Here is a 22,515-nt window from a genome sequence, read left to right on the forward strand (position 1 = left end):
CAGCCGACTCTTCGGAAAAGTCACTTCCCGAACCCGCCAAACCAAAGCCTACAACCGAGCCCGACCCAACGCCTTGACAAACACAGAGGAACCCCCGGTAGCCCGGTGGCTTTCCAGGCATGGTCCGATAGGGCCTGAAGGGAGTCGGTCCGTGGCACCACCGAAGAAGTACCCCGACGAGTTGAGGTCCCGTGCTGTCCGGTTGTACCGGGAATCGGATCCCAAGCCGGTGATCCGGCGTCTGGCCGAGCAGTTGGGCGTGCACCCGGAGGCGTTGCGGAACTGGATCCGGCAGGACGAGGCCGACCGCAGCGAGCGGGACGACAGGCCCACCGCGACCGAGTCGGAGGAGCTGCGTCGGCTGCGCAAGGAGAACGCGGAGCTCAAGCGGGCCAACGAAATCCTCAAGACCGCGTCCGCGTTTTTCGCGGCGGAACTCGATCCGGCCCGGCGACGGTCGTGAAGCTCGTCGAGCAGCTTCGCGGCCGCTTCGGGGTCGAGTTCGTCCTCCGGGTCCTCGGTGTCGCCTCCTCCACCTACCGCGGCTGGGTGGCCCGCCACGACAAGCGCCACCTGGTCGTGCTGCGCAACACGGCCTTCTCCGGCGGGCCCGCCACCACGGCGGCGCTGGAGGCGTTCCGCGCCGACGGGGGCCTGGACCTGCCGATCGCCGAGAGCGACCTGCGCCTGTTCACCGCTCTGGAGAAGATGCGCGACCAGTCACCGCCGGGGTTCCTGCCGTGGCTGCTCACCCGCCGCCCCGCGACCTCCTCGCGGCTGCTGACCAGAGCGCTGGCCGACCTCGACCACTTCGCGACAACGTCCGTGCCGCAGGCCTGTCACGACGACACCGGCCCGGCGCCGGAGTGGCCGGGGGTCAGTGGCACGCTGTCCGACGTCACCGCCGACCAGCCCGCCACCTCGTCGGAGGAGACCGACGCACCGGGAGAGCCCGCCGAGGCGGTGGGGGAACTCGCCACCGACGAGCCGAGCGTGCGCCTGGGCACCGGCGTCGTGACCGGCACGCCGTTCACCGTCCCGCTCGCCCTGCTGCGCAAGCACACCGTCGTCTTCGCGGGCAGCGGCTCGGGCAAGACCGTGCTGCTGCGCCGCCTGGTCGAGGAGGTCGCACTGCACGGGGTCTCCTCGATCCTCATCGACACCAACAACGACCTCGCCCGGCTGGGCGATCCCTGGCCCTCCCCGCCCGCTCTCTGGGAACCCGGCGACGCCGAACGCGCCGACCGCTACCTGCGCGACACCGACGTGGTGGTCTGGACACCCCGGCGCGAGGCGGGCAGGCCGCTCACCCTCGACCCGCTGCCCGGCTTCGACCGCGAACCCGACGACCCGGACGAGTTCCGCACCGCGATCGACGCGGCCGTGGCCGGACTGGTGCCCCGCACCAACCTCGGTGGACGCAAGGCCACCACCGGCCGAGCGGTCCTCACCCAGGCCCTGACGCACTTCGTCCGCGGCGGGGGCGGTGAGCTGCGGGACTTCCTCGCGTTCCTGGCCGACCTGCCGCCCGGGATCAGCACCGTGCGGGACGCCCCGCGCCTCGCCGCCGACATGGCCGACGGCCTCAACGCCGAGATGATCAACGACCCGGTGTTCGGCGGGGCGGGGGAGCGGCTCGACCCCGGTGTGCTGCTCACCCCTCCGGCCGGCAAGCGGGCCAGGGTGTCGGTGATCAGCTGCATCGGCCTGCCCAACGACGACCAGCGGCAGACCTTCGTCAACCAGCTCCAGCTCGCCCTGTTCTCGTGGATCAAGCGCAACCCCGCGAGGGACCGGCCGCTCGGCGGGCTGTTCGTGCTGGACGAGGCGCAGACGTTCGTGTCCTCGCGCACCACGACCGCCTCCACCCAGAGCACGCTGACCCTGGCGTCCCAGGCGCGCAAGTGCGGGCTGGGCATGGTCTACGCGACACAGGCCCCCAAGGCGCTGCACAACGTGGTCTCGGGCAACGCCGCGACCCAGTTCTTCGGCCTGCTCAACGCGCCCGTGCAGATCCAGGCGGCAAGCGACCTGGCGCGTGCCAAGGGCGGCCGCATCGACGACGTCTCCCGCCTGCCCGCCGGTCAGTTCTACGGCGCCACCGAGGGAACCGGGCTGTCGAAGGTCCAGGTGCCGATGTGCCTGAGCCACCACCCGCCCACGGCATTGGCGGAGGAGGAGGTCCTGGCGCGGGCACAAGCGTCGGCGGTGGAAGCCGCGGACGGGCGCGGAGCTTGACTCGGTCAAGTCGTCAAGGATGGCGAACAGGGCGACTGGTCTTGGTCCGCGTGGCACCGGAGTGGGAGTGCTTCCCGTTCTGGGTCCGCATTGCGGAAGAGGTGATCGCCGACAATTGCTCTGTCGAGCGGGTCGTGGTCGAGTTCGGTGCGCCGTCCGACCTGGCGGCGGCGATCGATGGGTGAGACGAGGAGTTCCAGGCCGTCTACGACCGGAGCGATCCGGCGAGCTCGGGCTTCCCCGACGAGGCGACGACGGCGGCGTGGCACGAGCGGGGCGAGCGATTGCCCGGCAGGTTGGCGTCGGCGCTGCGGGTGCGGACCGAGTTCCGCACCGCACGTGGGGAACGCGTGTTCGACGGTTGAGTTCGGCCTCTTCGGCTATTCATGCTGCGGTGGGTGGAGCAGATCTGGAGCAGGCGGTGGAGTTGAACGACGTGCGACGGCTTCGGACGGCGGTGAACGGCACCGGCTGACGTGGCGTTCCCCTGTTTGTGCTGGTCAGGGCACTTGCGGAACAGCACTGGCGGAGTGGGGCTCCGCTTGTTGGCTGCACTTCGCCGCAGTTGGCGTTCATCAGCCGTTTTTGGGTGCAGTTCGTTGATGGGCTGTAGTCCGTGCATCTCGGGTCTGACTGCGGCGCGTGGATGGTCTGACGGGCGGGCTTGGTGGGGTCCTGACGCGCGCACCGTGGTTTGCGGGGCGATGGTCAGGTCGTGGCTTCGGATCCAGTTGGTTCGGTGGACCTCGTGTTGGCGCTCTCGCTCTTCTCTCCCGCCTTGGTGGAGGCGTGGCTCCGCCGCTGAAGTTCGTCGCGTTCGGCGTCCGGGATGGTCATCGACTCGGCAAGCACGGCGGCGAACGCGTCCACTTGAGAGTTGTCGATGTCGGCGTGGAAGAGCCACCGGATGTTCTCGTCACGCGTGATGAGGTCGATCGCCGAGTGTGAGCTTTCATCCTGTGTGGTTGCTGCTCGGACGTAGCGCACTTGGTCGATCGGGATGTCTTGACGGATTTCGGCTTGCTTGAGGAATGCGTTTGCGGTGGCCGTGATGATGCGGCGGTCCGTGATGGCGACCAGTGTCTTTGCCTGGGCTTTTTCCATCACTGCCGCCAGCTTCTCCATGGCTCCGCCGACGATCGCGGAAATGGGATCGAGGGTGTGGAGTTGGTCGGGGAAGCCGAGGGCTCGTAGGGTTTCACCGTCCTTGAAGAACCATCGCAGGATGCGAAGGTGCGGCTCTGGATCCAGTGATTCGAGTGCGCAGACGACGCCGGGAGCCTCGAGCGGAGAGATCGGCGGGTGGAGGGCGTCGGAGAGGGGCTCGATCGTTTCCAGGAGCCGGGTGGAGATTTCGCGGGCTGCTTTCACGTCCTTCCGCTTTCCCCGCAGTGGCCATCCGTCGGGGCCGCGGAGTTCGGAGGTGATCCGCAGCTCCCGCGTCAGCGCGTTGACGAGGCTCGTCGTCTCGGTGAGGGTGGAGTCGAATTCCTCGCGGGTGTCGCGTGCGATGACCTCGGCGTATCGCGCCTCGGCGACGTCTTCGTTTCCAGCGGCTCTCGCCCTCGCGGCGCGAAGCGCGTGGTACCCGGTCCATGCGTTGAGGGAGGACAGGAGGGCGTGGACGTCGAAGGCGATCGCCTCGGCGTTCGTCTGCAGGTACTCGCGATGGGTGCGTGCGTCGGCCCGATCGATCTGCTTGACGTGATCGCGGACGTTTCCCTGGTAGAGCTCAAGTTGCTTCTGCACCAGCGCTCCGCTGCCTGCGACGTCATCCCACAAGGAGGTCGGGACCGACTCGATCTCCCGTGCCTGGTCGACCGCGCGATCGATGGTGGCGACCAGCCCCGTCAGTTCGGCCCACTGGTCCTTGCGGATGGTGGTGAGGACTTGATTCGTCACCGCGAGGTTGGTCCTGACGAGGCCCGAGACCTCACTCAGCATCATCTGGAGACCGATCATGGCCAGCGCCGGCCCGACCGAGGCCGCGATCCGCGCCTTGCTCAGCGCAGTCACGGGGTAGAAGCGGGCCTGGTGCAGGACGCGGCCGCGAACCATCACCGCTCCGAGGTTCCCGCCGTCCTTGACGGCGAGCGTCGCGCCGTTGTTCAGCAGGGCCTGTGCCGTGCCGCCGATCCTGTAGAGCCCCCGCACGCTGGCGAACGCGTTCCCGAGGTTGCCGACCACGGTCGCCGCGTGCCCGATCGACGCGAGGATCGCTGAGATCTGCTCGCGGTCGGCGGCCGGCACGATCCCGAAGTCGATCAGGTCGGGCTTCAGCTCCGGCGGGACCTCGCCGGCGACGACGGCCACCCCCGGGAGCACCTCCACCAGGACCGTCGACGTCGTCGCGTCGATGTCCGCCTCGGACGTCGGATCGCCCACGACGGGGGAGTCGATGGTGTCGCTCCGGCCGTCCTCCTCAGGCTCGGCGATCTCCGTCGAGTCCGAAGGGTCCTGCATGCGATCTCCTCCCGCAGGCGCGCGCAACGGCCGAACCCCGTCGGCGTTGACTGCCGGAGTTTACGGCTCGATGCCTCGCGGGTAGCCCGAATCCTCCGGGTCGGCCGGTGCCGGAATGGTGCTGTGGCAGTGCCGTACGAGGACGTCGCTGGTGACGGCACCCGGACGCGGGGGTGATCAGCGTCGCCGGGGCCGCGGTTCCCGCAGGTGCGGAGCGGTGGGGCCGGCGTTGGCCGCTTGGTCCGGGTTCGTGGTGGTCGCGGAGGTGGTCGGACGGGGTGGGGAAACCCGTGAAAAGTCGCGCCGGACACCGCTGAGCCGGATGCGGACGGCGACCACGACCGGGGTGCCGCCGGTCGTGCTGCGCACGTCCGTGGTCGACGCCGCGGCGGCGAAGATGCCGGCGTTCGCGATCACCACGACGAGGTACCACGTGCCGCGTGCTCGCGGAAGTCCCGTCGCCTGGTGCGGGAACCTCGTCGCGTGGGCCGATCGAACCGGGTGGCGCTGATCGCGGAGGCGACTGTCGACTGCCACGACGGCAGCGAGTGCGTCACGGGATTCCACACCATGGTCGAGGAGCACCTCGCCGTGCCGTGCCGTTCCGGACGGTGGTGCTGGGCGTGGACGTGACCGTGACGGGGGTGGACCTGACCCATGACGAGCGGGTCGTGGCTGTCTGCGTGCGCGGGAAGTCGAAGCAACGGATATCCCTCTTGGACCTGCCGCTGTCTGCTTCGCCGCCGGAAGGCGCGCAGTGGATCGATGCCTACCGCTGCTGGGCGAAGGGGACGTGAACGGGGCGGAGTCCTGGCCGGAGCAGGTGCGGTGCACGGAGGAGGAAGCCCTGGCCAACCTGCGCGCCGTGCTGGAACTGTGCGCGGCCGGGGAGGTGAGGTGCAGCGACAAGACCAGTCGCCCGTCCGCCGCGACCGTGCGTACCGTCGGCGCGCACCTGGTGCAGGGTGACTTCTACCCCGAGGAGCCCATCGCGGCGTTCGCGTGGCCGCTGCTGCTCCAGGCCGGCGGCCTGGCGGCGCTCGACGGCGCCCGCCTCCGGTTGGCCCCGAAGGGCCGTGCGGCGCTCGGGAAGCCGTCCGCCGAGGCCATTCGGAACCTGTGGCGGCGCCGGCTCACCCACGCGGCGATCGACGAGTTCAGCCGGGTGGAGCAGATCAAGGGCCAGCAGGCCCGCAACGTGCTCACCGCGGCGAAGACCCGGCGACGTGGCGCTGTGGAAGCTCTACCTCGTCGACCCGGAGTACGGCAGCCTCGGCTACGCCGGGCACCACGACTGGGAACTCCTCGAAGGTCGCTACACCCTGGCCGTGCTGTTCGAGTACGCGGGCACGCTGGGGCTGGTCGACCTCGATTACGTCGACCCGCGCGGCGCGCGCGACGACTACGTCGACAACTGGGGCGGCGACGACCTGGACGCGTTGAGCCGCTACGACGGGCTGGTGGCGATCAGGCTCACCGCGCTGGGGGCCTACGCCCTCGGCCTGACCGAGGCGTACCAACCGGCCAAGCCCAGGACCACCGGAGCCCGGCCGCTGAAGGTGCTGCCCACCCTCGACGTCGTCGCCACGGGTGACATCGGCGCCGCGGATCGGCTCGTCCTGTCCGCCCACTCGGAGCAGACCGCCGACCGCGTCTGGAGGGTGTCGGCGGCCGGTCTGCTCACAGCACTCGACAACGGCCGTGACCTCGGCGAGTTCGTCGACTTCCTCACCGAGCGGACCGGGCACGACCTGCCCGACGCGCTACGCACGCTGGTCGCGGACGTCGAACGGCGGAGCTCGCAGTTGACCGACCTCGGCCACGTCCGCGTCATCGAGTGCGCCGATCCCGCGCTCGCCGCGTTGATCGTCGGCGACCGCGCCTTGCGCGCGCTGTGCCGCCCGATCGGCGACCGCCACCTCGCCGTGCGGCCGGACCAGGAGCTGAAGTTCCGCAAGGCCCTGCTCAGGCTGGGGTACGTCATCCCGGTCGGGGGCCGCGGAGGTGGGCTCTGACAGGGTTGGGGTCGTGCGTTCGTTGAACGGGCTCGACTCCGCCGCCCTGCGGCCCCTGTGGCGGGCCGTGCACGACCGGTTGTCGTCGGGGCGTCCGGTCAGCCGGGTGAAGGTCGGTCCCCTCGACGAGGAGGAGCGGTCGGCCGTGGCCGACCTGCTGGGGGCCGATCGACTGCCGGGTCGGTACGCGACGGTGTCGGTGGTCGGGCTCGACGAGTTGCTCCGGGAGTCCGTGGAGGCGGGGGTGCGCGAGGTCGTCGTGGCCCTGCTGGGTCCGCTGGACGACCTGGCCGGGCGCCGGGCGCTCGCCACCGGCGCCCGCTCCGAGTTGTGGGCGTGGTTGGCCGGGCACCCCGTGGTGGTGGCCCAGCCGGCGTTGCTGGAGTGGGTGGACGCCGTTCGGCGGGCCGGGCTCGTCGGTGGCTCCGTCGAGCGCACGGGGGATGGGCTCGACCGGGCCCTGCGGGTCGTCGCCGCGTTGCCCGCGACAGGTGTGCCGCTGCCGGTGCTGGCGGAGGCCGTCCTCTCCGACCCGCACGCCCTGGACGAGGGAACGCGGTGCGCCGGGCTGGTCCTGCGGGCGTTGGCGGCGCTCTACGGCGTCGACCCGCCGGGGGACGCGCAGGAGCGGCGGGCGCTGTGGGAGCGCGCCGGGGTGGTCGAGGACGAGTTGTCCCCGGTCGTCCTGGTCGCCGGCCTGCGGTTGGGCGGTGTCGGGGGAGGGGTGCTGCGCGTGTGCGCCGACGCGGGGCACGTCGCGGCCCTGACGTTGGCGCAGGTCCGGGCGACCTCGTTCGTCGGGGCACCGGGGAACGCGTGGGTGTTCGAGAACCCGAGCGTGCTCGCGGTGGCGGTGGCCCGGTTCGGGGCTTCGTGCCCGCCGGTGGTGTGCACGTCGGGCTGGCCCAACAGCGCGGTGATCGTGCTCCTGCGTGGTCTGGCCGCGGCCGGGGCGACGCTGCGCTACCACGGGGACTTCGACGGCGAGGGTGTGCGGATCGCCGCGCACGTGGTGGCGCGCACCGGCGCCGTGCCGTGGCGCATGGCCACCGGCGACTACCTGTCGGCGCTGGGCGGCGCACGCGTCGGCACGTCGGTGGGGCGGGTCACCGAGGCGCCGTGGGACGACGGGCTGGCGGACGCGATGCGCGAGCACGGGCTGGCGGTCCCGGAGGAACGGGTCACCGCGCGGCTGTTGGACGAACTCGACGAGTGCGGACGGGATGTCGGCCGTCTGCCGTAGCGTGCTCGACCGGTGGGAGGAGGGTGCTCGTGGAGGCCATGCGCGTGCCGCCGGAGATGTTCCGGTTCACCACGGGCGAGCGGGCCGAGCTGTACGTGGCGATCCTGCACGCGTTCGGCGAGGCCAACGAGCGGTTGGAGACCGCTCTCGGGTTGGACGACGTGCGGGCGCGGCTCCGCTCGGTAGGGTGGCTCGACCCGCTGGACGACAAGGACCTGACCGAGGCGCTGGGGAGCCTGCGCGACTGGCGGCTGCTCGACGTCACCCAGAACCACGCCGAGAACTACCGGACCGCCGACGAGTACGAGCGGCGTAACCTCCAGTACTCCTTGACCAAGCGCGGTGAAGCCGCCCTGGCCGGTGTGGTGCACGCGATGGGCGTGCTGGCCTCGACGGGCGCGCTCCAGACGGCGGTGCTCGACGCGATCGCGGACCGGCTCGGTGAGCTGGTCGCGCGGCTGGGCGATCCCGGTGTGCCGGACCGCCGGATCTTCGGCACGCTGGTCGAGCTGGAGGGGCACCTGGAGGCGTTGCGGGGCAACACCAAGCAGTTCAACGGCGAGCTCCAGCGCCTGTTGCGCGCCGAGGGGGCTGATCAGGAGACGTTCCGCGAGGTCAAGTCGGCGACCGTGGCGTACCTCCAGGAGTTCACCACGAACCTGGAGCAGCGGGCGCACGCGATCGCCAACCGGGTCGAGTTGGTCGAGGAACGCGGAGTGGCCCTCCTGCACCACCGCGCGCTGGTGGGCGCCGAACTCCCGCCCACCTCGGGTGACAACCCGGCGGTGGCGTGGTTGGAGCTACGCCGGGCCAGGTGGGAAGGGCTGCGGGCGTGGTTCCTGCCGGTGGACGGCGGCACGCCCAGGGTTCAGCAGCTGTTCGTGGTCGCCAGGCGCGCGATCATCGCGTTGTTGCAGGTGCTCGACCGGATCACCGAGTCCAGGCGCAGGTCGACCAGTGCGGCGGCCGACTTCCGCGAGCTGGCGCGCTGGTTCGCGGTCGCGCCGGCGGAGGAGGACCTGCACCTGCTGTGGTCGACCGCCTTCGGGCTCGGTTCGGCCCGGCACGCGCACCTCGCGCACCCCGACCCGGAACTGGTCAGCTCATCGAGCCGGTGGGTCGACGCACCGCCGGTGGAGGTGTCGGCGTTGCTGCGCAGCGCGGGGCGGACGGAGCGGTTCAGCCGCACCGGGCGGGTGCGCGACGTGGCCGCGGTCAAGGCGGCGCGCGCCGAGTCGGCTCGTGCGGAGCGGGCCGCGCTGAAGGCCGCGTGGGACCGGTTGGACACCGGTGGTGGCACGAGGTTGTCGCGGTTCGGGCGGTTGGACCACGAGGTGCTCGAACGGCTGCTCGACCTCCTCGGGCGGGCCTTGACCGCGGCGCCGGACCGGCACGGCGTCCACCGGGCCACCACGGGCGACGGGCGGGTGGAGGTCCTGGTGAGGCCGCCGGGGGCGCACCGCGAGCAGGCGGTGCTCAGGACGCCGCGCGGCGTGTTCACCGGCCCGGACTACGACATCGAGATCCGCACGCCCGGTGGTCGCGCGGCACGGCGGCCGCAGAGGGCTGCCGAAGGGGCGACCGGATGAGCAACCTGGCGAACCAACTGGTCATCGCGGAGCGCGAGGAGGTCGCGCGGGCGATCCGACTGCTGCTGGCGGCACCGCTGATCGGCGCCAAGGCCGCACCGGAGGCATTCGACCTCGTGCGCAGGCGTCGTGAACCCGTCGGGAAGTGGTTCGACTACTACTGCGGGTGGTCGCTGGTCGTCGAACCCCGCCTGGGGTACGCGCGGTTGGCCAAGGTCCGGGTCGCCACCGACCCCACCCGCCCGGCGCGACGGCACCGCGCGGGGCGGGCGCCGTTCGACCGCCGCCGGTACACCCTGCTGTGCGTGGTGGCCGCCGAGCTGCTGGGGGCGCCGGTGACCACGGTCGGGCTGCTGGCGGACCGCGTCGTCCAGGCGTCGGCCGCGGACCCGGTGCTGCCGCCGTTCGACACGTCCAGCCGCGCCGAGCGGATGGCGTTCGTCGACGCGCTGCGACTGCTGGAGTCGGTCGGCGCGGTCGAAGTGGTGGACGGCGCCACCGAGTCGTTCGTGGACTCCACCGACGCGAAAGTCCTCTACCGGGTCGACGCGACGCTGCTCATGCGCCTGCTGGCGGCCCCGGTGGGCGCGTCGCAAGTCGCGGTCCCGGCCGACGAGGTGCCGCCGCGCTTCACCGAGCTGCTGACGCGGTTGTCCCGCGAACGGCGCTACGGCGATGCCGACGAGCCGGTGTCCGAGGTCCAGCGCAACCTGTGGCTGCGGCACTCGGTGTTCCGCAAGCTGGTGGACGACCCGGTCGTGCACCGCGACGACCTGACACCCGCGGAACTCGCCTACCTGTCGTCACCGACCGGCGGGCAGCTCCTGCGCCGGGCCGCCGATCAGGCGGGGTTGCTGGTGGAGGAACGCGCCGAAGGCGTCATGTTGATCGACCCGGACGGCGTGGCCACGGACGGCCGGTTCCCCGACGACTCCGGCAACGCCAAGGTCGCCGCCCTGCTGCTCCTCGACGTGATCACGACCGGGAACGGGCAGGTCGCCGTCGAGCAGCTGCGCGCCGAGGCCGACGCACTGCTCGGCCGCTTCCCCCGGTGGGCCAAGGGCTACCGCGGCGAGGACGGGGCCACGCGACTGGTCGCCGACGCGCTGGACGTGCTCAGGGCGTTCGGCCTCGTCCGGCTCGACGGCGGTGTCGTGCGCGCCCGGCCCGCCGCCGGCCGCTACGCGGTGACCCAAACGAGCGCCGACGACGTCGAGGACGGGTCATGACGGTGACCGAGCTGCCGCGCGTGGAGAGCGATGCGGTGACCAGGTGGGTGCCCGAACGCGCCGGGATCCTGAACGTGTGGCGCTACTACGACGAGGTCTTCAGGTTCCACAAGGGGCGGTTGTTGTTGCGCGGCCCCAACGGCACCGGCAAGTCGAAGGCGCTGGAGCTGCTCCTGCCGTTCCTGTTCGACGCCAACCTGCGCGCCAACCGGCTCTCCACGTTCGGCACGTCCGAGCGCACCATGCACTGGAACCTGATGGGGGAAGGGGCGACCGGCGCCACGAGAGTCGGGTACGTGTGGCTGGAGTTCCGCTTCCCCGGTGCGGACGGCTCGCCGGACGAGTGGTTCTCGTGCGGTGCGCGGCTGGCCGCGACCCGGCACACCACCGCGGTGCACCCGGATTACTTCACCACCCGGCAGCGCGTCGGCGTGCCGGGTGGCCTCGACCTCACCGACCCGAACGGCGCGCCCCTCACCGGCAAGGCCCTGGAAGCCGCGCTCGGCGACCGGGGCACGCTCCACCAGAACGCGGCCGACTACCGGGCGGCCGTGCGCTCGACCCTGTTCCCCGGCCTGAGCGAGCAGCGCTACGACGCGCTCATCACGGCCCTGCTCCAGCTCCGCACGCCGAAGCTCTCGCAACGGCTCGACCCCGGGCTGCTGTCCACGTTGCTGTCCAAGGCGCTGCCGCCGCTGGGCGAGACGGAGATCAGCGACCTCGCGGAGGGCTTCGAGCGCCTGGACCGGCAGCGTGAACAGCTCAAATGCCTCGACGCCGAGCTGGAGACCGCGCAGCGCCTCACAACCAGGCAACGCGCGTACGCGCAACGCGTGCTGCGCGCCGCAGCGGCGAAGCTGATCTCCGCCACCACGGAGCTGGGCAACCTCGCGGACGCCGCGAAGCTCTCGGAAGACGAGCACCGCCGCGCCGACCGGCGCAAACAGGAGGCCGAGGAACGCGGCGAGCTGCTGGAGCAGCGCATCGTCGGGACCGAGGGGCGCATCCAGGGCCTGACCGGCAGCGAGGCGTACCGGAGGGGTGAACAGCTCGACCGGCTGCGGACCCGCGTGCGCGAGGCCCGTGCGACCGCCGGGAAGCGGCGCGCCGACGCGACCCGCCACCGCCAGGTCGCCCGGACCGAGGAGGACGCGGCCGGCACCGCTGCCCGGCACGCGGAGGCACGGGCCGCGACCGCGGGAACGCTGGCCGACGGCGCCTCGACCGCCGCCGCCCGTGTCGGCCTCGCCTCGGTGCACGCCGAGGTCGCCCGCGTCCTCACCGATCCCTCCCGGTCACGGGCCCTGCTGCGCGCCGCGGTGCAAGCGCGTGCCGAGCAGGTCGAGGCCGTGCGCGCCGCGCTCAACGAGCACGAGGTGGCGCTCAACAGCAGGCGGGACGCGGAAGGGACGCTCGAAGAGGCGCGGGAGACCCTGGCGGAGGTCACCGAACGGCGGGCCGAGGTCGCCGACCGGCGCGAGGCCGCGCTCGCGGAGCTCCGGGCCGCCGTCCTGGCGTGGGCGGCTGACTGCCGTGAACTCACCTTCGCCGACCCCGGGGTGCTGGCCGACCTCGCGGCGTCGGAGACCGCCGTGCTGACCGAGATCGATTCCGCCGCGAGCCGTGTGCTGGGCGCCATCACCCGGGACGAGACCCTGGTCGGGGCAGCGCTGGCGAACGCCGAGCGCGATCGGGATGCACTGCGCGACGAGGTCCGGCGGCTGCTCGCCGAGGAGGACCTGCCTCCCCTGCCGCCGCACACGCGCACCGCGGACCGGGTGGCCATGACCGGCGCGCCTCTGTGGCGCCTGGTCCGCTTCGCCGACGCGGTGCCCGACGACGTCCGCGCGTCGGTGGAGGCCGCGCTCCAGGCGTCCGGTCTCCTGGACGCCTGGGTCGGCCACGACGGCGCGGTCACCGGGCACGACACGTTCGCCGTACCCGGCGCCGTGCCGCCGGCGCCGGGTCGATCACTCGCCGACGTCCTCGTACCCGAGGTCGACGCGCCCGTGGCCGTCGACGTCGTCGCCCGCCTGCTCGGTGGTGCGGCGTACGGGGAGGTTCTGCCCACAGGTCACCCGGTCGCCATCGGAGCCGACGGTGGTTGGCGCACGGGCAACCTGCGCGGCACCTGGCGCAAGGACGAGGCATCGCACATCGGCGCGCTCGCCAGGCAACGGGCCCGGCAACGCCGGCTTACCGAACTGCGCGAGCGGATCGCCGCGTCGGAGGAGCTGATCGAGGCGCACACGGTCGCTTTGCGGTCGCTGGCCGGACGCAGGGCCGACGTCGAGGCAGACCGGCGAGACCGGCCCCGTCACACCGACGCAAACGCGGCGCTGGAGGACCTGACCCGGGCGGATTCGGCGGTCTCCAGCGCCGACGGTGTGGTTCGGCGGTCGCTGGACGGCCTGGCGAAGAGCGAGCAGCGCGTGGACCGCGCCCTGCGCGCGCTGACCGCGACGGCGGCCGAACACGGCCTGCCCGCCGAGCGGAACGCGCTCACCGCCGTCGTGGCCGCCGTGGACGCCTTCCGGACCGCGTCCGACGCCTGGATCGACGAGCACGCGGCCCTGCTCGCGGCACGTCGTGAAGCGGACCGGACCGCCGAGCAGGCCCAGCGGTCCCGGCTCGCCGCCGAACAGCGCGAGGACGAGGCGGACGAGGCCGAAGCCGTGGCCCGCGGGCTCGACAGCGAGCTGGACGCCGTGGAGGGCGCCATCGGCGTCGACTACCGGCAGGTGCTCGACGAACTCGCCGAGCTGCGCGAGCAGCTGGGCTCGGTCAGGCGGGAAGCGCGTACCAACCAGAACGAGATCGGCACCCTGGCTGTGCGCCTGGGAGAACTGACCGCCCAGCGGGCCACGGACGCGCGTGACCGCGACCGCGCCACCGAGGTGCGCGACCAGGCCGCGGCGCGATTCCGGCACCTGGCGGACGACAGCCTGCCCGCCGACAGCGGTCTGGACGACCTGGCCGCGTTCAGGCAGGTGCTGACGGCGTCGAGCGGTGTCCGGGCGGCGCTGGACGCGGCGAGGTCGGTCGCGGCCACGTGGCCGACGCTGCCCCACTCGCCGAAGAACCTCGGCGACGCCGCGCACCGGTTGGCGGAGGAGGTGCACGCCTCCCGCGAGGTGCTGGGCGGTCGGGCCGACCTCGAACTCGACTCCGACGAGGACGTCCAGGTCTTCTCCGCGATGGTGGACGGGGTGCGGATCGGCGCATCGGCGCTGTTCGACCTGCTGCGGTCCGAAGCGGAACGCAGCAGGGAGGACATCACCGCGCAGGAGCGCGAGCTGTTCGACCGGACCCTCACGGGGGACACGCGCCGGCACCTCGCCGCCCGGATACGGCAGGCGCACGACCTGGTCGACGGCATGAACGCCCGCTTGGAGCGCGTGCGCACCGCATCGAGGGTGGCGGTGCGGTTGGTGTGGGAGGTCTCGCCCGAGCTGCCACCGGGCACGAAAGCGGCGCGTGACCTCCTGCTCAAGGACCCGGTGCGGTTGACCGAGGAGGACCGCGAGTCGCTGCACCGGTTCTTCCGCGACCGGGTCGAACAGGCCAAGGGCGACGAGACGGCCACCAACTGGGAGCAGCAGCTGGGGCAGGTGTTCGACTACACGGCCTGGCACCGGTTCGTGGTGAAGGTCGACCGCATGAACGGGACGGGCTGGCAGCCCCTGACCAAGAAGCTGCACGGCGCGCTGTCGGGCGGTGAGAAGGCGATCGCGCTGCACCTGCCGCTGTTCGCCGCCGTGGCCGCCCACTACCAGGCCGTCGCCGGGGCGCCGCGGGTCATCCTGCTGGACGAGGTCTTCGTCGGGGTCGACAGCGTCAACCGCGGCCAGGTGTTCGCACTGCTGTCGGCGCTGGACCTCGACCTGGTCCTCACCTCCGACCACGAGTGGTGCACCTACCGCGAATTGGACGGCATCGCGATCCACCAGTTGATCAGCGGTGGCGACGACGACGCCGTCACCACCGCCCGGTTCGTGTGGGACGGCGCCGAGGTGGTCGATGACGAGGTGGCGGAGGACGACTGAGCGCGGTTCGTCGCGAGTCGGGGTCCGGGTTGGGCGAAGGCCACTGTCGTTCACACCGCTGTGTTGGAGCAGATCTGGAGCAGGCGGTGGGGGTGAACGACGTGCGACGGCTTCGAACGGCGGTGAACGGCGCCGGCTGACGTGCCGGTTCGCTGTTTGTGCTGGTCAGGGCACTTGTGGAACAGCACTGGCAGAATGAGGCTCTGCTTGTTTACTGCACTTCGCCGCAGTTGGCACGTAGTGGCGACTGCGGGGTGTAGTTCATTGATGTCCAAGAAGACGCCGACCAGTTGGTGCTCGTCCAGGGTCGCGTGCTTCAGCAGTTCGGCGCGGAACGACTTCATGAGTTCATCGCGAGCGCCGGATAGCGCGTCGCTCTCGGCGCGGAGGAGGGTTGGCTTCTCCTGGGAGAATCAATCGTGCAGGTGGCCCAGGAACCGGCTCTCGGCCGCCTTCGTCCCCTCTCGGATCACCTCGGCGATGACACCGTGGTCCTTGGTGAGGAAATCGAAGCAGTCGGCTCCTCGCGGGGTGGGCAGAGTCGTGAGTTCCACGCCGAAGGCGTGGAAGCTCCCGAGTCGGGTCTGGACGTGACCACCCGTGATGAACGGGCATCGGCCGCTTCAGTTCTGCGGATCCTCACGGTTCTTGCGGTAGTTGGAGAACAGCATGACGCCGCTGGCGACGGCGATCAGTCCGAAAACGGCGCTGATGTAGAGGCTCAGACCGAGTACTTGAGTGGCGACGTTGGCCGCGACGCTGACTACCAGGACCGTCGCGAGCAGGGCTTGGCTGCGGGTGGGCGAGAAGTTCATGACTGAGAAGTTAGTTGTGTTCGCCGGTGTTGCCGATACCGCAGGCGCCCAGGTGTCAGGTAGAGCAGGCTGCACCTCGATTCTGTGTGATGGTGCGATGAGTTCGAAGCGCAGCAGGACCTTGCTCGGTCCTGCGAACTCGTGTGCCGTTGCCGGCCCCACGGTGACCGGGGTTGACCTGCCTGCCGATCACCGGCTCGAGCAGCGGACTCCGTCGCGCTGGTGCGCTGTGCGCGGCGGGGGACCGGCTCTGAGCCGCCCTGCTCTGCGTACGCCGAGAGGTCGATGACATCCCGGAAGATGTCCCAGAAGAGGAAGCCAGGGGTGTTGTCCACGGGCGGCAGCAAGCGGTACCAGAACGGATACGTCGTGTTCTGCAGCATCGTGACCGGCATCGCGATTCCGATGAACCCGACAGCGAAGCCGACTGTGGCGTGCGGCGGCAGCCAGGCCGGCTCACGCCGCACAGCCACGTCGCACAGCCGCGGCGCGCGCCTCGCGCGGCACGGGGCCGGGGTCGAGAACATCGAGGCGGGCTCGTTCCCGGTTCGCGACCGCCCGCAGCACACGCAGGGCGGAGGGCACCAGGAGGATGCCGACACCGACGCAGCTGAGCAGCGCGACCACGCCGACCCAGATCAGGACGGCCATTGCGGGCAATGCCGTGCCCAGGCCACCTGCCAGGCGCGCAGCGGCATCGGCCGTCCGGTCGACACCGTCGGCTCGAGCGGTTGGCGTGATGGCCGAAGGGCTCGGCGACACCGTCATCGCCGAGGAGTTCGTCATCACCGAAGGCGGAGTGCACAAGCGCCCCTGTGGCATCTTCGTGAAATTCGGCCTCGCACCCGACGACCGGGCCGAGGTGGCGCGGCGACCCCGCCCGCGGGTCACTTCGGGCAGGGCCGCTGTGCGACTTCGAGGAGGAGGTTCAGACGACCACGACGCGGCGCCCGCGCGTGTGGCCGGCTTGGCTGTCGACGTGTGCCGCCGCGGCCTCGGCGAGCGAGTACGACTTGTCGACCGGGATGTGGAGCTTTCCCCGTGAGATGAGGGCGCAGGCCTCGGCGAGCGCGTTCGGCATGCTCCCGGCCTCGCCGGAGAACCGGGTGCCGAGTTCCGGTGTGCCGAAGTCGGCGATGGAGATCACCTTTCGCGGGTCACCGGTCAGCTCGACGAGGTCGTGGAGCACGCCCGCGCCGGCCAGGTCGAGGGCTGCGTCGACAGGGCCGAGTCGCCGGACCCGGTCGACCCAGCCCTCGTCGTAGGTCGTGGCGAGGGCGCCCAGGCTGCGCAGGTAGTCCTGGTTGGCGGCCCCGGCCGTGCCGATCACCTTGATGCCGCGATCGCGAGCGATTTGCAGCACCGCCGATCCGACGCCTCCGGCCGCGCCGCTCACGAGCAGTGTCTGCCCGGCCCCCACGCCGGCCTGGTCGATCACGCGCAGCGCGGTCTCCACCACGGAGGGGTATCCCGCCGCCTCTTCGAACGTCAGCCGCTCCGGCATGCGGGCCCAGGCCGACAGGACGGCGAATTCGGCATAGGTGTTCGAGCCCATGCCGAACACGGGGTCGCCGACCTCGGTCCCTTCGACGCCCTCGCCGACCTCGTCCACCACTCCGGCGGCGTCCTGCCCAACCCCGGCGGGCAACTCGATCGGACTGATCTCCTGGAACTGCCCTTCCCGGATCCTCCAGTCGACGGGGTTCACGCCCGCCGCCCGCACGGCGATGCGCACCTGACCGGGGCCCGCACGAGGCGCCTCGACGTCGACGAGGCGCAGCACGTCCGGACCGCCGAACTCGGCGAAGCTCACTCTCTTCATGCCGCCGACGGTAACACTAACGGTTAGGTTTTTGGAACAGTTTCTGTTTCGTACCTGATAGCATCAGGCGATGACCGTGTCGTCTGGGCGCCGTGAGCGCAAGAAGGCCGCGACCCGCCAGAAGATCGCGGACACCGCCCTGCGGCTCTTCCTCGAACGCGGCTACGAGGCGGTGGGCATCCGAGACGTGGCCGCGGAGGCCGACGTGGCCGTCACCACGGTCTTCTCCCACTTCGCCTCGAAAGAGGCGCTGGTGTTCGAGCAGGACGAAGACTTCGAACACCGCCTCACCCAGGCGGTCACCGGCCGGGCGCCGGACGAGCCGCTCATTCCCGCGCTGCGCCGCGAGATCCACGCCATGGTGCGGCACTGCGCGGCGGAGAGCACCGCGCCGACCTGGCAGATGATCGACGCATCGCCGGCCCTGCGCCAGTACGAGGAGTCGATGAGGCTGCGCCACGCCGAGTCGGTGGCGACGGCGATCGCCGCCGAGTTCGACCTGCCGCAGGCCACGACGGCGTGCCGGACGATCGCGAGGTTCGTGGTGGATGCCTACTCGCTGGCCCGCTCGGCGCCCGATCCGGCGGCCGCGGTCGACGAGGTCTTCCGGATGATCGAGGCGGCCTGGGAGGTCACGCCGATGCACCCGCGCCTCCGGCCTTCGTGATGAGGTCCGGCCGTTCTCCTCGGGCTCGGCGACCTCCGTCGAGTCCGACGGGTCCTGCATGTGATCTCCTCCCGCGGGCGCGCGACGGCCGGACCTCGTCGGCGTTGCCTGCCGGAGCCTGCGGCTCGGCGCCTCGCGGGTGGCCCGAACCCACATCGAGCCTCGGTGGCCGAGGGCTGCCACCGAGGCTCGATCACGTGATCCCCGCTGCCGGCCACCGCACGGCAGGACCGTCGCGAGCGGGCGGAGCTCCTACTTCGCGGCGCACAGAGCCTTGTCGAAGAGGGCGATGACCTTGTACTGGTGAACTTCGTCGTTCGTCCCGGCGACGGTGACCGCCCGGCCGTCGGGGATGATGGCGGCGCGGGTCTGGAAGCCGTCGGCGTCGCCGCCGTGGCCGTACGCGGTGATCCCGCAGCTGAGCTTCATCTCGATGACGCCCAGGCCGTAACGCCAACCCTCGAAGAGGCCGGGCGCGTCCACGGCCTGACGCATCTCCGCCAGCCGACCGGGCTTGAGCAGTCGACCGTCCTGGAGGGCGACCAGGAACTTGTTCACGTCACTCGGGGTGGCGATCATCTGCCCCGCGGCGCCGGCGATCGACGGGTCGAACCGGGTGATGTCGATCAGATCACCGGCGATCGGATCACCCTTGTCGTCCTTGGCGAACAGGTAACCCCGGGGGTGCGGGGCACGGATGTCGCGGTCGCCCGGACCCGGGTAGTACGTCTCCTTCAGCCCGATCCGGTTGATGATCTTGTCCGTGACCACCTCGGCGAAGGGGCGTCCCGCCGCTTTTTGCGCCACCAGGCCCAGCAGCATGTATCCGCTGTTGCTGTACGCCCACACCCCGTCCTGCCCCGGAGCGAACGTCGGTGCCTGCGCCAGCACCGCGTCCAGCACCTCCCGGGTCTCGACGTACCGGTCCTTGATCGGCAGGATCCCCTTGGACATGAAGGGGATCCCGGTGGGCATCCCACTGGTGTGGTTCAGCAGTCGCCTGATCGTGATGGTCCGACCGTCGATCGCCGCACCGTCGCCGGTGCCCCGCACCACGCCCGGCAGGAACTTCTCCACCGCGTCGTCCAGCGCGAGCTTGCCCTCGTCGGCCAACTGAAGGACCGTCACGGCGGTGAACATCTTCGTGATGCTGGCGATCCGGACGTAACCGTCCGTCGGCACCTTCGACCTCGTCCGGACGTCACCCACCCCGGCGGTGTAGTTCGTCACCCGCCCGTTCCGGTCTCGCACCGACATCAGCATCCCGGGCAGCGACCCGTCGGCGACCAGCGCCTCCAAGCCCGCCTGCAGCGTCTTGTCGTGGCCTGCCCTCGACCTGTCACCCGAGGCGCCGGCCGACGCCACCTCCGTCAGCGTGAGTCCGGCAACCGCTACCGCCGCCATCGCCGCTGCGACCGCACGACGCCGGCGCGCGGGGCCCAGGCGGATTTCGGCCGGAGGACTGAGATCATTCGACAAGGGACACTCTCCAATTGAACGCTGTGCACTGACCTCACCCAGTGTTGTCGCCGTTCCACCGCCCCACGATCCCCCGTGCTGAACACCTCCGGTACAGCCAGCACTACCTCCGGGGCGCCCGAGCCCTCAGCCGTACGTCAGTTCGCGCACAGCGCGGCGTCGACGAGCGCGCCCCGGTCCGCGGCGACGGACTCGTCCCGCACCGACCCGGTGAGCGAGGTGACCACGACGGTCGCCGCGCGACCGTCGTCGGTGGCCGCGTTGACGGTCGCGTAGCCCGGGATGTCACCGCCGTGGCCCCACGCGACCCCTCCGCAGCTCAACGGCATGCTGAACACGCCGAGCCCGTACCCCTGGCCCGACTCCGGATCCGTCGGGATGGTGGTGCGCAGTTGCGCCAGCTGGGCCGGTTCGAGCAACTTCCCGTCCAGCAGCGCGCGCAGGAAGGTGTTGAGGTCGCCCGGCGTGGAGACCAGGTGGCCGGCCGCCCAACCCCAGCTCGGGTCCATCCGCGTGAAGTCGACCAGCTCGTCGGTCGCCGGATCGCGCTGGTAGCCCCTGGGGTGCCGGCCGCGGACGTCCTCCTCACCGACCTCGGGCGCGTAGGTGTCGCGCAGACCGATCCGCTGGATGACCCGGGTGGTGACCAGCTCGTCGAACGGGCGGCCGGTGACCCGCTGGGCGATCAGGCCGGCCAGGAGGTAGTTCGTGTTGCTGTAGGACCAACCGCCGCCGGCGGCACGCCCGTCCTGCCTGGCGTTCGCCAGGTCGAGCAGTTCGCGGGGTTCGAGGTAGACGTGCCGGTACAGCAGGAAGTCGCCCTTGGACTTGAACATCGACGTGGTGTAGTCCGGCAGGCCGCTGTCGTGCTGGAGCAGTTGGCGGACCGTGATCCTGTCGGCGTCCACGCCCTTGGCCCGGACCAGACCCGGCAGGTACGTCTCGATCGACGCGTCGAGCTCGACCCTGCCCTCACCGACGAGCTGCAGCACGACGACGGAGGCGAACATCTTGCTCGCGCTGCCGATCCGCACCCTGCCGTTCGTCGGCACCTCGCCGCCGGTCCTCAGGTCACCCACCCCGGCCGTGTAGTGGTGGGTCCGGCCGCGCCGGTCCCGAACAGCGGCCAGCGCCCCCGGGTGCCGGTCGGCACCGACGAGCTTGTCCATGCCTTGCTGGATCGCATCGTGGTGAGGCGCGACCCCGGCGGTCGCGACCGGGTCGGTGAACGCCAGGGCACCCGCCACGAGCACCACCGCCGCCGTTGTGGTGACCACCTGTCGGTACCGCGAGGGGGGAGGGCGGTCCTGCTGGTAAGAGGATGTGGACAAAGCAGCCAACTCCTGGGCTCGGCGGACGTCGGTCTTGCGGTGACCGGCTGGATCCAGGCTGCTGACTTCCACCCCGAGTGGACAATCCAGCCCGCTGGAAGGCCGAGGTGGTGGTGGCACCCCGATGTTGTCGTCAGGACGGGCAATCCACGGCGGGCAGCTCGATTCGCGTGAACCTGTGCTTCTGATCCTCACGTGGCCGGCGGCCTCAACGCCGGGATGATCAACGACCCGGTCTTCGGCGGGGCGGGGGAACGGCTCGCCCCGGCGTGCTGCTCACCCCTCCGGTCGGCAAGCGGGTCAGGGTGTCGGTGGCCTGGGTCGGCCTGGCGAACGCCCGTGAGGCCCGCGAGTTCGACAGCCTGATGGAGATCCACGGCAGCGGCGACATCACCCCGCTCGGCGGCGTGCTGTCGGACCCGGGGCACGTCGAGTTCACCGGATCGCGCTACGGCAGCGACCGCGACGGTGCGGCGGTTACCGTCGCCGAAGCCGAGAACGCGGCCGGCGGGCAGTTCGACCACGACACACTCGACGCCATCGCGGAGGTCGCCGCCCACCTGCCGCGCCTGTGACCGCATGCGATTTGCCGAAGAGCACCGATGACCTCGGTCCGGGAGGACGCTCGCACCGTTCTGCGATCATGCCGCACCATGGACCGTTACGAGCGATTCCGCCGCGCGGCGGTCGATCGGGGTCTCCCGGGCGATGAGGTCGACGCGTTCGCCGATCAGCTCCGGTTCGCGGTGTGGGCGGGGGCCGGCGGCCCCGAGGGGGAGGGTGTCGGGCAGGAGGGGGGACTTCCCCGGTTGCCGGTGGGGGTGGGGTGGCCGAGCGGTGGGAGCGGGTCGCCGTTGCCGTTCATCGCTTCCGTTGACTGCGCGGCCCTTCCGCGGGCCGAGGGGCTTCCCCTGCCGGTGGACGGCTCGCTGCTCTTCTTCTTGCACCACGAGGACGACCTGGAAGCCGACCCCGGCACGGACGGGTCGGGGTTCGCGCGGGTCCTGTACGTGCCGGTCGGCACGGAGGCGGTGGTGGCGTCACCGCCGCCCGACCACGACCGCAGGACGTTCTTCCACGAGGAGATCCCGTTCCTCGTTCCCGAGCGCCGGCTTTCCGCTTGGGTCGAGCCGGTCCTGCCGGAGTGGGTCGAGGAGCGTGACGTCGAGTTCGAGTCGGAGGTGGTGAAGCAGGTGTTCGACGGGTTGGAGCACCTCGACGAACTGTGCGAACTGGTCGACGAACTCTGGCCGGAGCCGGATCGGAGCTCCTCGTTCCGCATCGGCGGGTACTGCGCGGCGATCGGAGGTCAGGACCCGCCGTGGACGCGGATGGCGGCCGCCAACCTCGCGGAACGGCTCGCGGGCGAGCCCGACCTCCCGAGGTCGGAGCGGACCCGCCTGCGTCGCGCGGAGGAGTACCGGTTGATCCGCGAGTGGGTGCCGCTCGCCCAGTTCCACACGGGGAGCGACTTCTACTACGGGTGCTTCCTGATCGGTTCCGATGACCTCGCCGCCCAGCGCTTCGACGGGATGCGGTCATTCACCATGTTCACCGAGTAGGCGGGCGGCGGTCGTC

At 71.1% G+C, this 22,515-nt stretch carries 22 protein-coding genes; 13 read left to right on the top strand and 9 right to left on the bottom strand.

All coding sequences use genetic code 11. The features are described 5' to 3' along the window. Positions 1 to 151 precede the first annotated feature (151 nt). The 3 genes from ABD223_RS39820 to ABD223_RS39830 are packed head-to-tail and all read left to right on the top strand — an operon-like array spanning position 152 to position 2,423. Positions 152 to 463, top strand: a complete 312-nt coding sequence (locus ABD223_RS39820; protein WP_344042836.1) for a transposase — start codon at positions 152 to 154, stop codon at positions 461 to 463. Beyond that, positions 460 to 2,238, top strand: coding sequence for an ATP-binding protein (locus ABD223_RS39825; RefSeq protein ID WP_344042838.1), 1,779 nt, complete (start codon positions 460 to 462; stop codon positions 2,236 to 2,238). The genes ABD223_RS39820 and ABD223_RS39825 overlap by 4 nt, the downstream gene beginning before the upstream one ends. A 50-nt stretch (positions 2,239 to 2,288) precedes the next feature. Then, complete coding sequence (locus ABD223_RS39830; protein ID WP_344042840.1) at positions 2,289 to 2,423, top strand: hypothetical protein; 135 nt, start codon at positions 2,289 to 2,291, stop codon at positions 2,421 to 2,423. A 523-nt stretch (positions 2,424 to 2,946) separates the two neighbouring features. Here the strand turns inward: ABD223_RS39830 and ABD223_RS39835 are convergent. Together ABD223_RS39835 and ABD223_RS39840 are read right to left on the bottom strand one after the other, a co-directional pair. Further along, positions 2,947 to 4,701, bottom strand: coding sequence for a hypothetical protein (locus ABD223_RS39835; protein WP_344042842.1), 1,755 nt, complete (start codon positions 4,699 to 4,701; stop codon positions 2,947 to 2,949). 177 nt (positions 4,702 to 4,878) lie between these two features. Further along, positions 4,879 to 5,118 (bottom strand): hypothetical protein, encoded by a 240-nt coding sequence (locus ABD223_RS39840; RefSeq protein ID WP_344042844.1) that lies wholly within the window; start codon positions 5,116 to 5,118, stop codon positions 4,879 to 4,881. A 66-nt stretch (positions 5,119 to 5,184) separates the two neighbouring features. Between ABD223_RS39840 and ABD223_RS39845 the strand changes: the two genes are divergently transcribed. The 7 genes from ABD223_RS39845 (at position 5,185) to ABD223_RS39875 (ending at position 14,823) form a co-directional block, all read left to right on the top strand. Then, entirely contained in the window at positions 5,185 to 5,334 is a 150-nt protein-coding gene (locus ABD223_RS39845) for a hypothetical protein (protein WP_344042846.1), read from the top strand. Beyond that, complete coding sequence (locus ABD223_RS39850) at positions 5,325 to 5,498, top strand: hypothetical protein (RefSeq protein WP_344042848.1); 174 nt, start codon at positions 5,325 to 5,327, stop codon at positions 5,496 to 5,498. Before ABD223_RS39845 ends, ABD223_RS39850 begins: the two co-directional genes overlap by 10 nt. Before the next feature lie 429 nt (positions 5,499 to 5,927). Next, the gene (locus ABD223_RS39855; protein ID WP_344042850.1) at positions 5,928 to 6,716 is read left to right on the top strand and encodes a helicase-associated domain-containing protein; all 789 of its coding nucleotides are present in this window, start codon (positions 5,928 to 5,930) and stop codon (positions 6,714 to 6,716) included. Between the two features lie 13 nt (positions 6,717 to 6,729). Continuing rightward, positions 6,730 to 7,959, top strand: a complete 1,230-nt coding sequence (locus ABD223_RS39860) for a TIGR02679 family protein (protein ID WP_344042852.1) — start codon at positions 6,730 to 6,732, stop codon at positions 7,957 to 7,959. Between the two features lie 38 nt (positions 7,960 to 7,997). After that, positions 7,998 to 9,548, top strand: a complete 1,551-nt coding sequence (locus tag ABD223_RS39865; protein ID WP_425564091.1) for a TIGR02677 family protein — start codon at positions 7,998 to 8,000, stop codon at positions 9,546 to 9,548. Next, positions 9,545 to 10,777: a TIGR02678 family protein gene (locus ABD223_RS39870; RefSeq protein WP_344042856.1), complete on the top strand. Its 1,233-nt coding sequence runs from the start codon at positions 9,545 to 9,547 to the stop codon at positions 10,775 to 10,777. The genes ABD223_RS39865 and ABD223_RS39870 overlap by 4 nt, the downstream gene beginning before the upstream one ends. Next, positions 10,774 to 14,823, top strand: coding sequence for a TIGR02680 family protein (locus tag ABD223_RS39875; RefSeq protein WP_344042858.1), 4,050 nt, complete (start codon positions 10,774 to 10,776; stop codon positions 14,821 to 14,823). The genes ABD223_RS39870 and ABD223_RS39875 overlap by 4 nt, the downstream gene beginning before the upstream one ends. Positions 14,824 to 14,873: 50 nt before the next feature. Here the strand turns inward: ABD223_RS39875 and ABD223_RS39880 are convergent, their stop codons facing one another. The 5 genes from ABD223_RS39880 to ABD223_RS39900 all read right to left on the bottom strand — a co-directional run bounded on the left by ABD223_RS39880 (position 14,874) and on the right by ABD223_RS39900 (position 17,460). Then, positions 14,874 to 15,167: a hypothetical protein gene (locus ABD223_RS39880; protein WP_344042860.1), complete on the bottom strand. Its 294-nt coding sequence runs from the start codon at positions 15,165 to 15,167 to the stop codon at positions 14,874 to 14,876. A gap of 69 nt (positions 15,168 to 15,236) precedes the next feature. Beyond that, entirely contained in the window at positions 15,237 to 15,377 is a 141-nt protein-coding gene (locus tag ABD223_RS39885; RefSeq protein WP_344042862.1) for a hypothetical protein, read from the bottom strand. Between the two features lie 69 nt (positions 15,378 to 15,446). After that, positions 15,447 to 15,638 carry a hypothetical protein gene (locus ABD223_RS39890; protein ID WP_344042864.1) on the bottom strand — a complete coding sequence of 64 codons (192 nt, stop codon included), beginning with the start codon at positions 15,636 to 15,638 and terminating at the stop codon, positions 15,447 to 15,449. 456 nt (positions 15,639 to 16,094) lie between these two features. Beyond that, positions 16,095 to 16,424: a sensor domain-containing protein gene (locus ABD223_RS39895; RefSeq protein ID WP_344042940.1), complete on the bottom strand. Its 330-nt coding sequence runs from the start codon at positions 16,422 to 16,424 to the stop codon at positions 16,095 to 16,097. A gap of 142 nt (positions 16,425 to 16,566) precedes the next feature. After that, complete coding sequence (locus ABD223_RS39900) at positions 16,567 to 17,460, bottom strand: NADP-dependent oxidoreductase (RefSeq protein WP_344042866.1); 894 nt, start codon at positions 17,458 to 17,460, stop codon at positions 16,567 to 16,569. 70 nt (positions 17,461 to 17,530) lie between these two features. Here ABD223_RS39900 and ABD223_RS39905 point away from each other — a divergent pair, with 70 nt between their 5' ends. Beyond that, entirely contained in the window at positions 17,531 to 18,127 is a 597-nt protein-coding gene (locus ABD223_RS39905) for a TetR/AcrR family transcriptional regulator (RefSeq protein WP_344042868.1), read from the top strand. Between the two features lie 252 nt (positions 18,128 to 18,379). On the opposite strand, the gene ABD223_RS39910 is transcribed toward ABD223_RS39905, so the two are convergent. Then, positions 18,380 to 19,492: a serine hydrolase domain-containing protein gene (locus ABD223_RS39910; protein ID WP_344042870.1), complete on the bottom strand. Its 1,113-nt coding sequence runs from the start codon at positions 19,490 to 19,492 to the stop codon at positions 18,380 to 18,382. A gap of 251 nt (positions 19,493 to 19,743) precedes the next feature. Next, positions 19,744 to 20,883: a serine hydrolase domain-containing protein gene (locus tag ABD223_RS39915; RefSeq protein ID WP_344042872.1), complete on the bottom strand. Its 1,140-nt coding sequence runs from the start codon at positions 20,881 to 20,883 to the stop codon at positions 19,744 to 19,746. 323 nt (positions 20,884 to 21,206) lie between these two features. On the opposite strand from ABD223_RS39915, the gene ABD223_RS39920 reads away from it, so the two are divergent. Further along, complete coding sequence (locus ABD223_RS39920) at positions 21,207 to 21,512, top strand: hypothetical protein (RefSeq protein ID WP_344042874.1); 306 nt, start codon at positions 21,207 to 21,209, stop codon at positions 21,510 to 21,512. Positions 21,513 to 21,590: 78 nt separating this feature from the next. Beyond that, entirely contained in the window at positions 21,591 to 22,499 is a 909-nt protein-coding gene (locus ABD223_RS39925; RefSeq protein ID WP_344042876.1) for a DUF1963 domain-containing protein, read from the top strand. The last annotated feature ends 16 nt before the right edge of the window (positions 22,500 to 22,515 follow it).

Source organism: Saccharothrix xinjiangensis (assembly GCF_039527585.1).
Classification (GTDB): Bacteria; Actinomycetota; Actinomycetes; order Mycobacteriales; family Pseudonocardiaceae; genus Actinosynnema; species Actinosynnema xinjiangensis.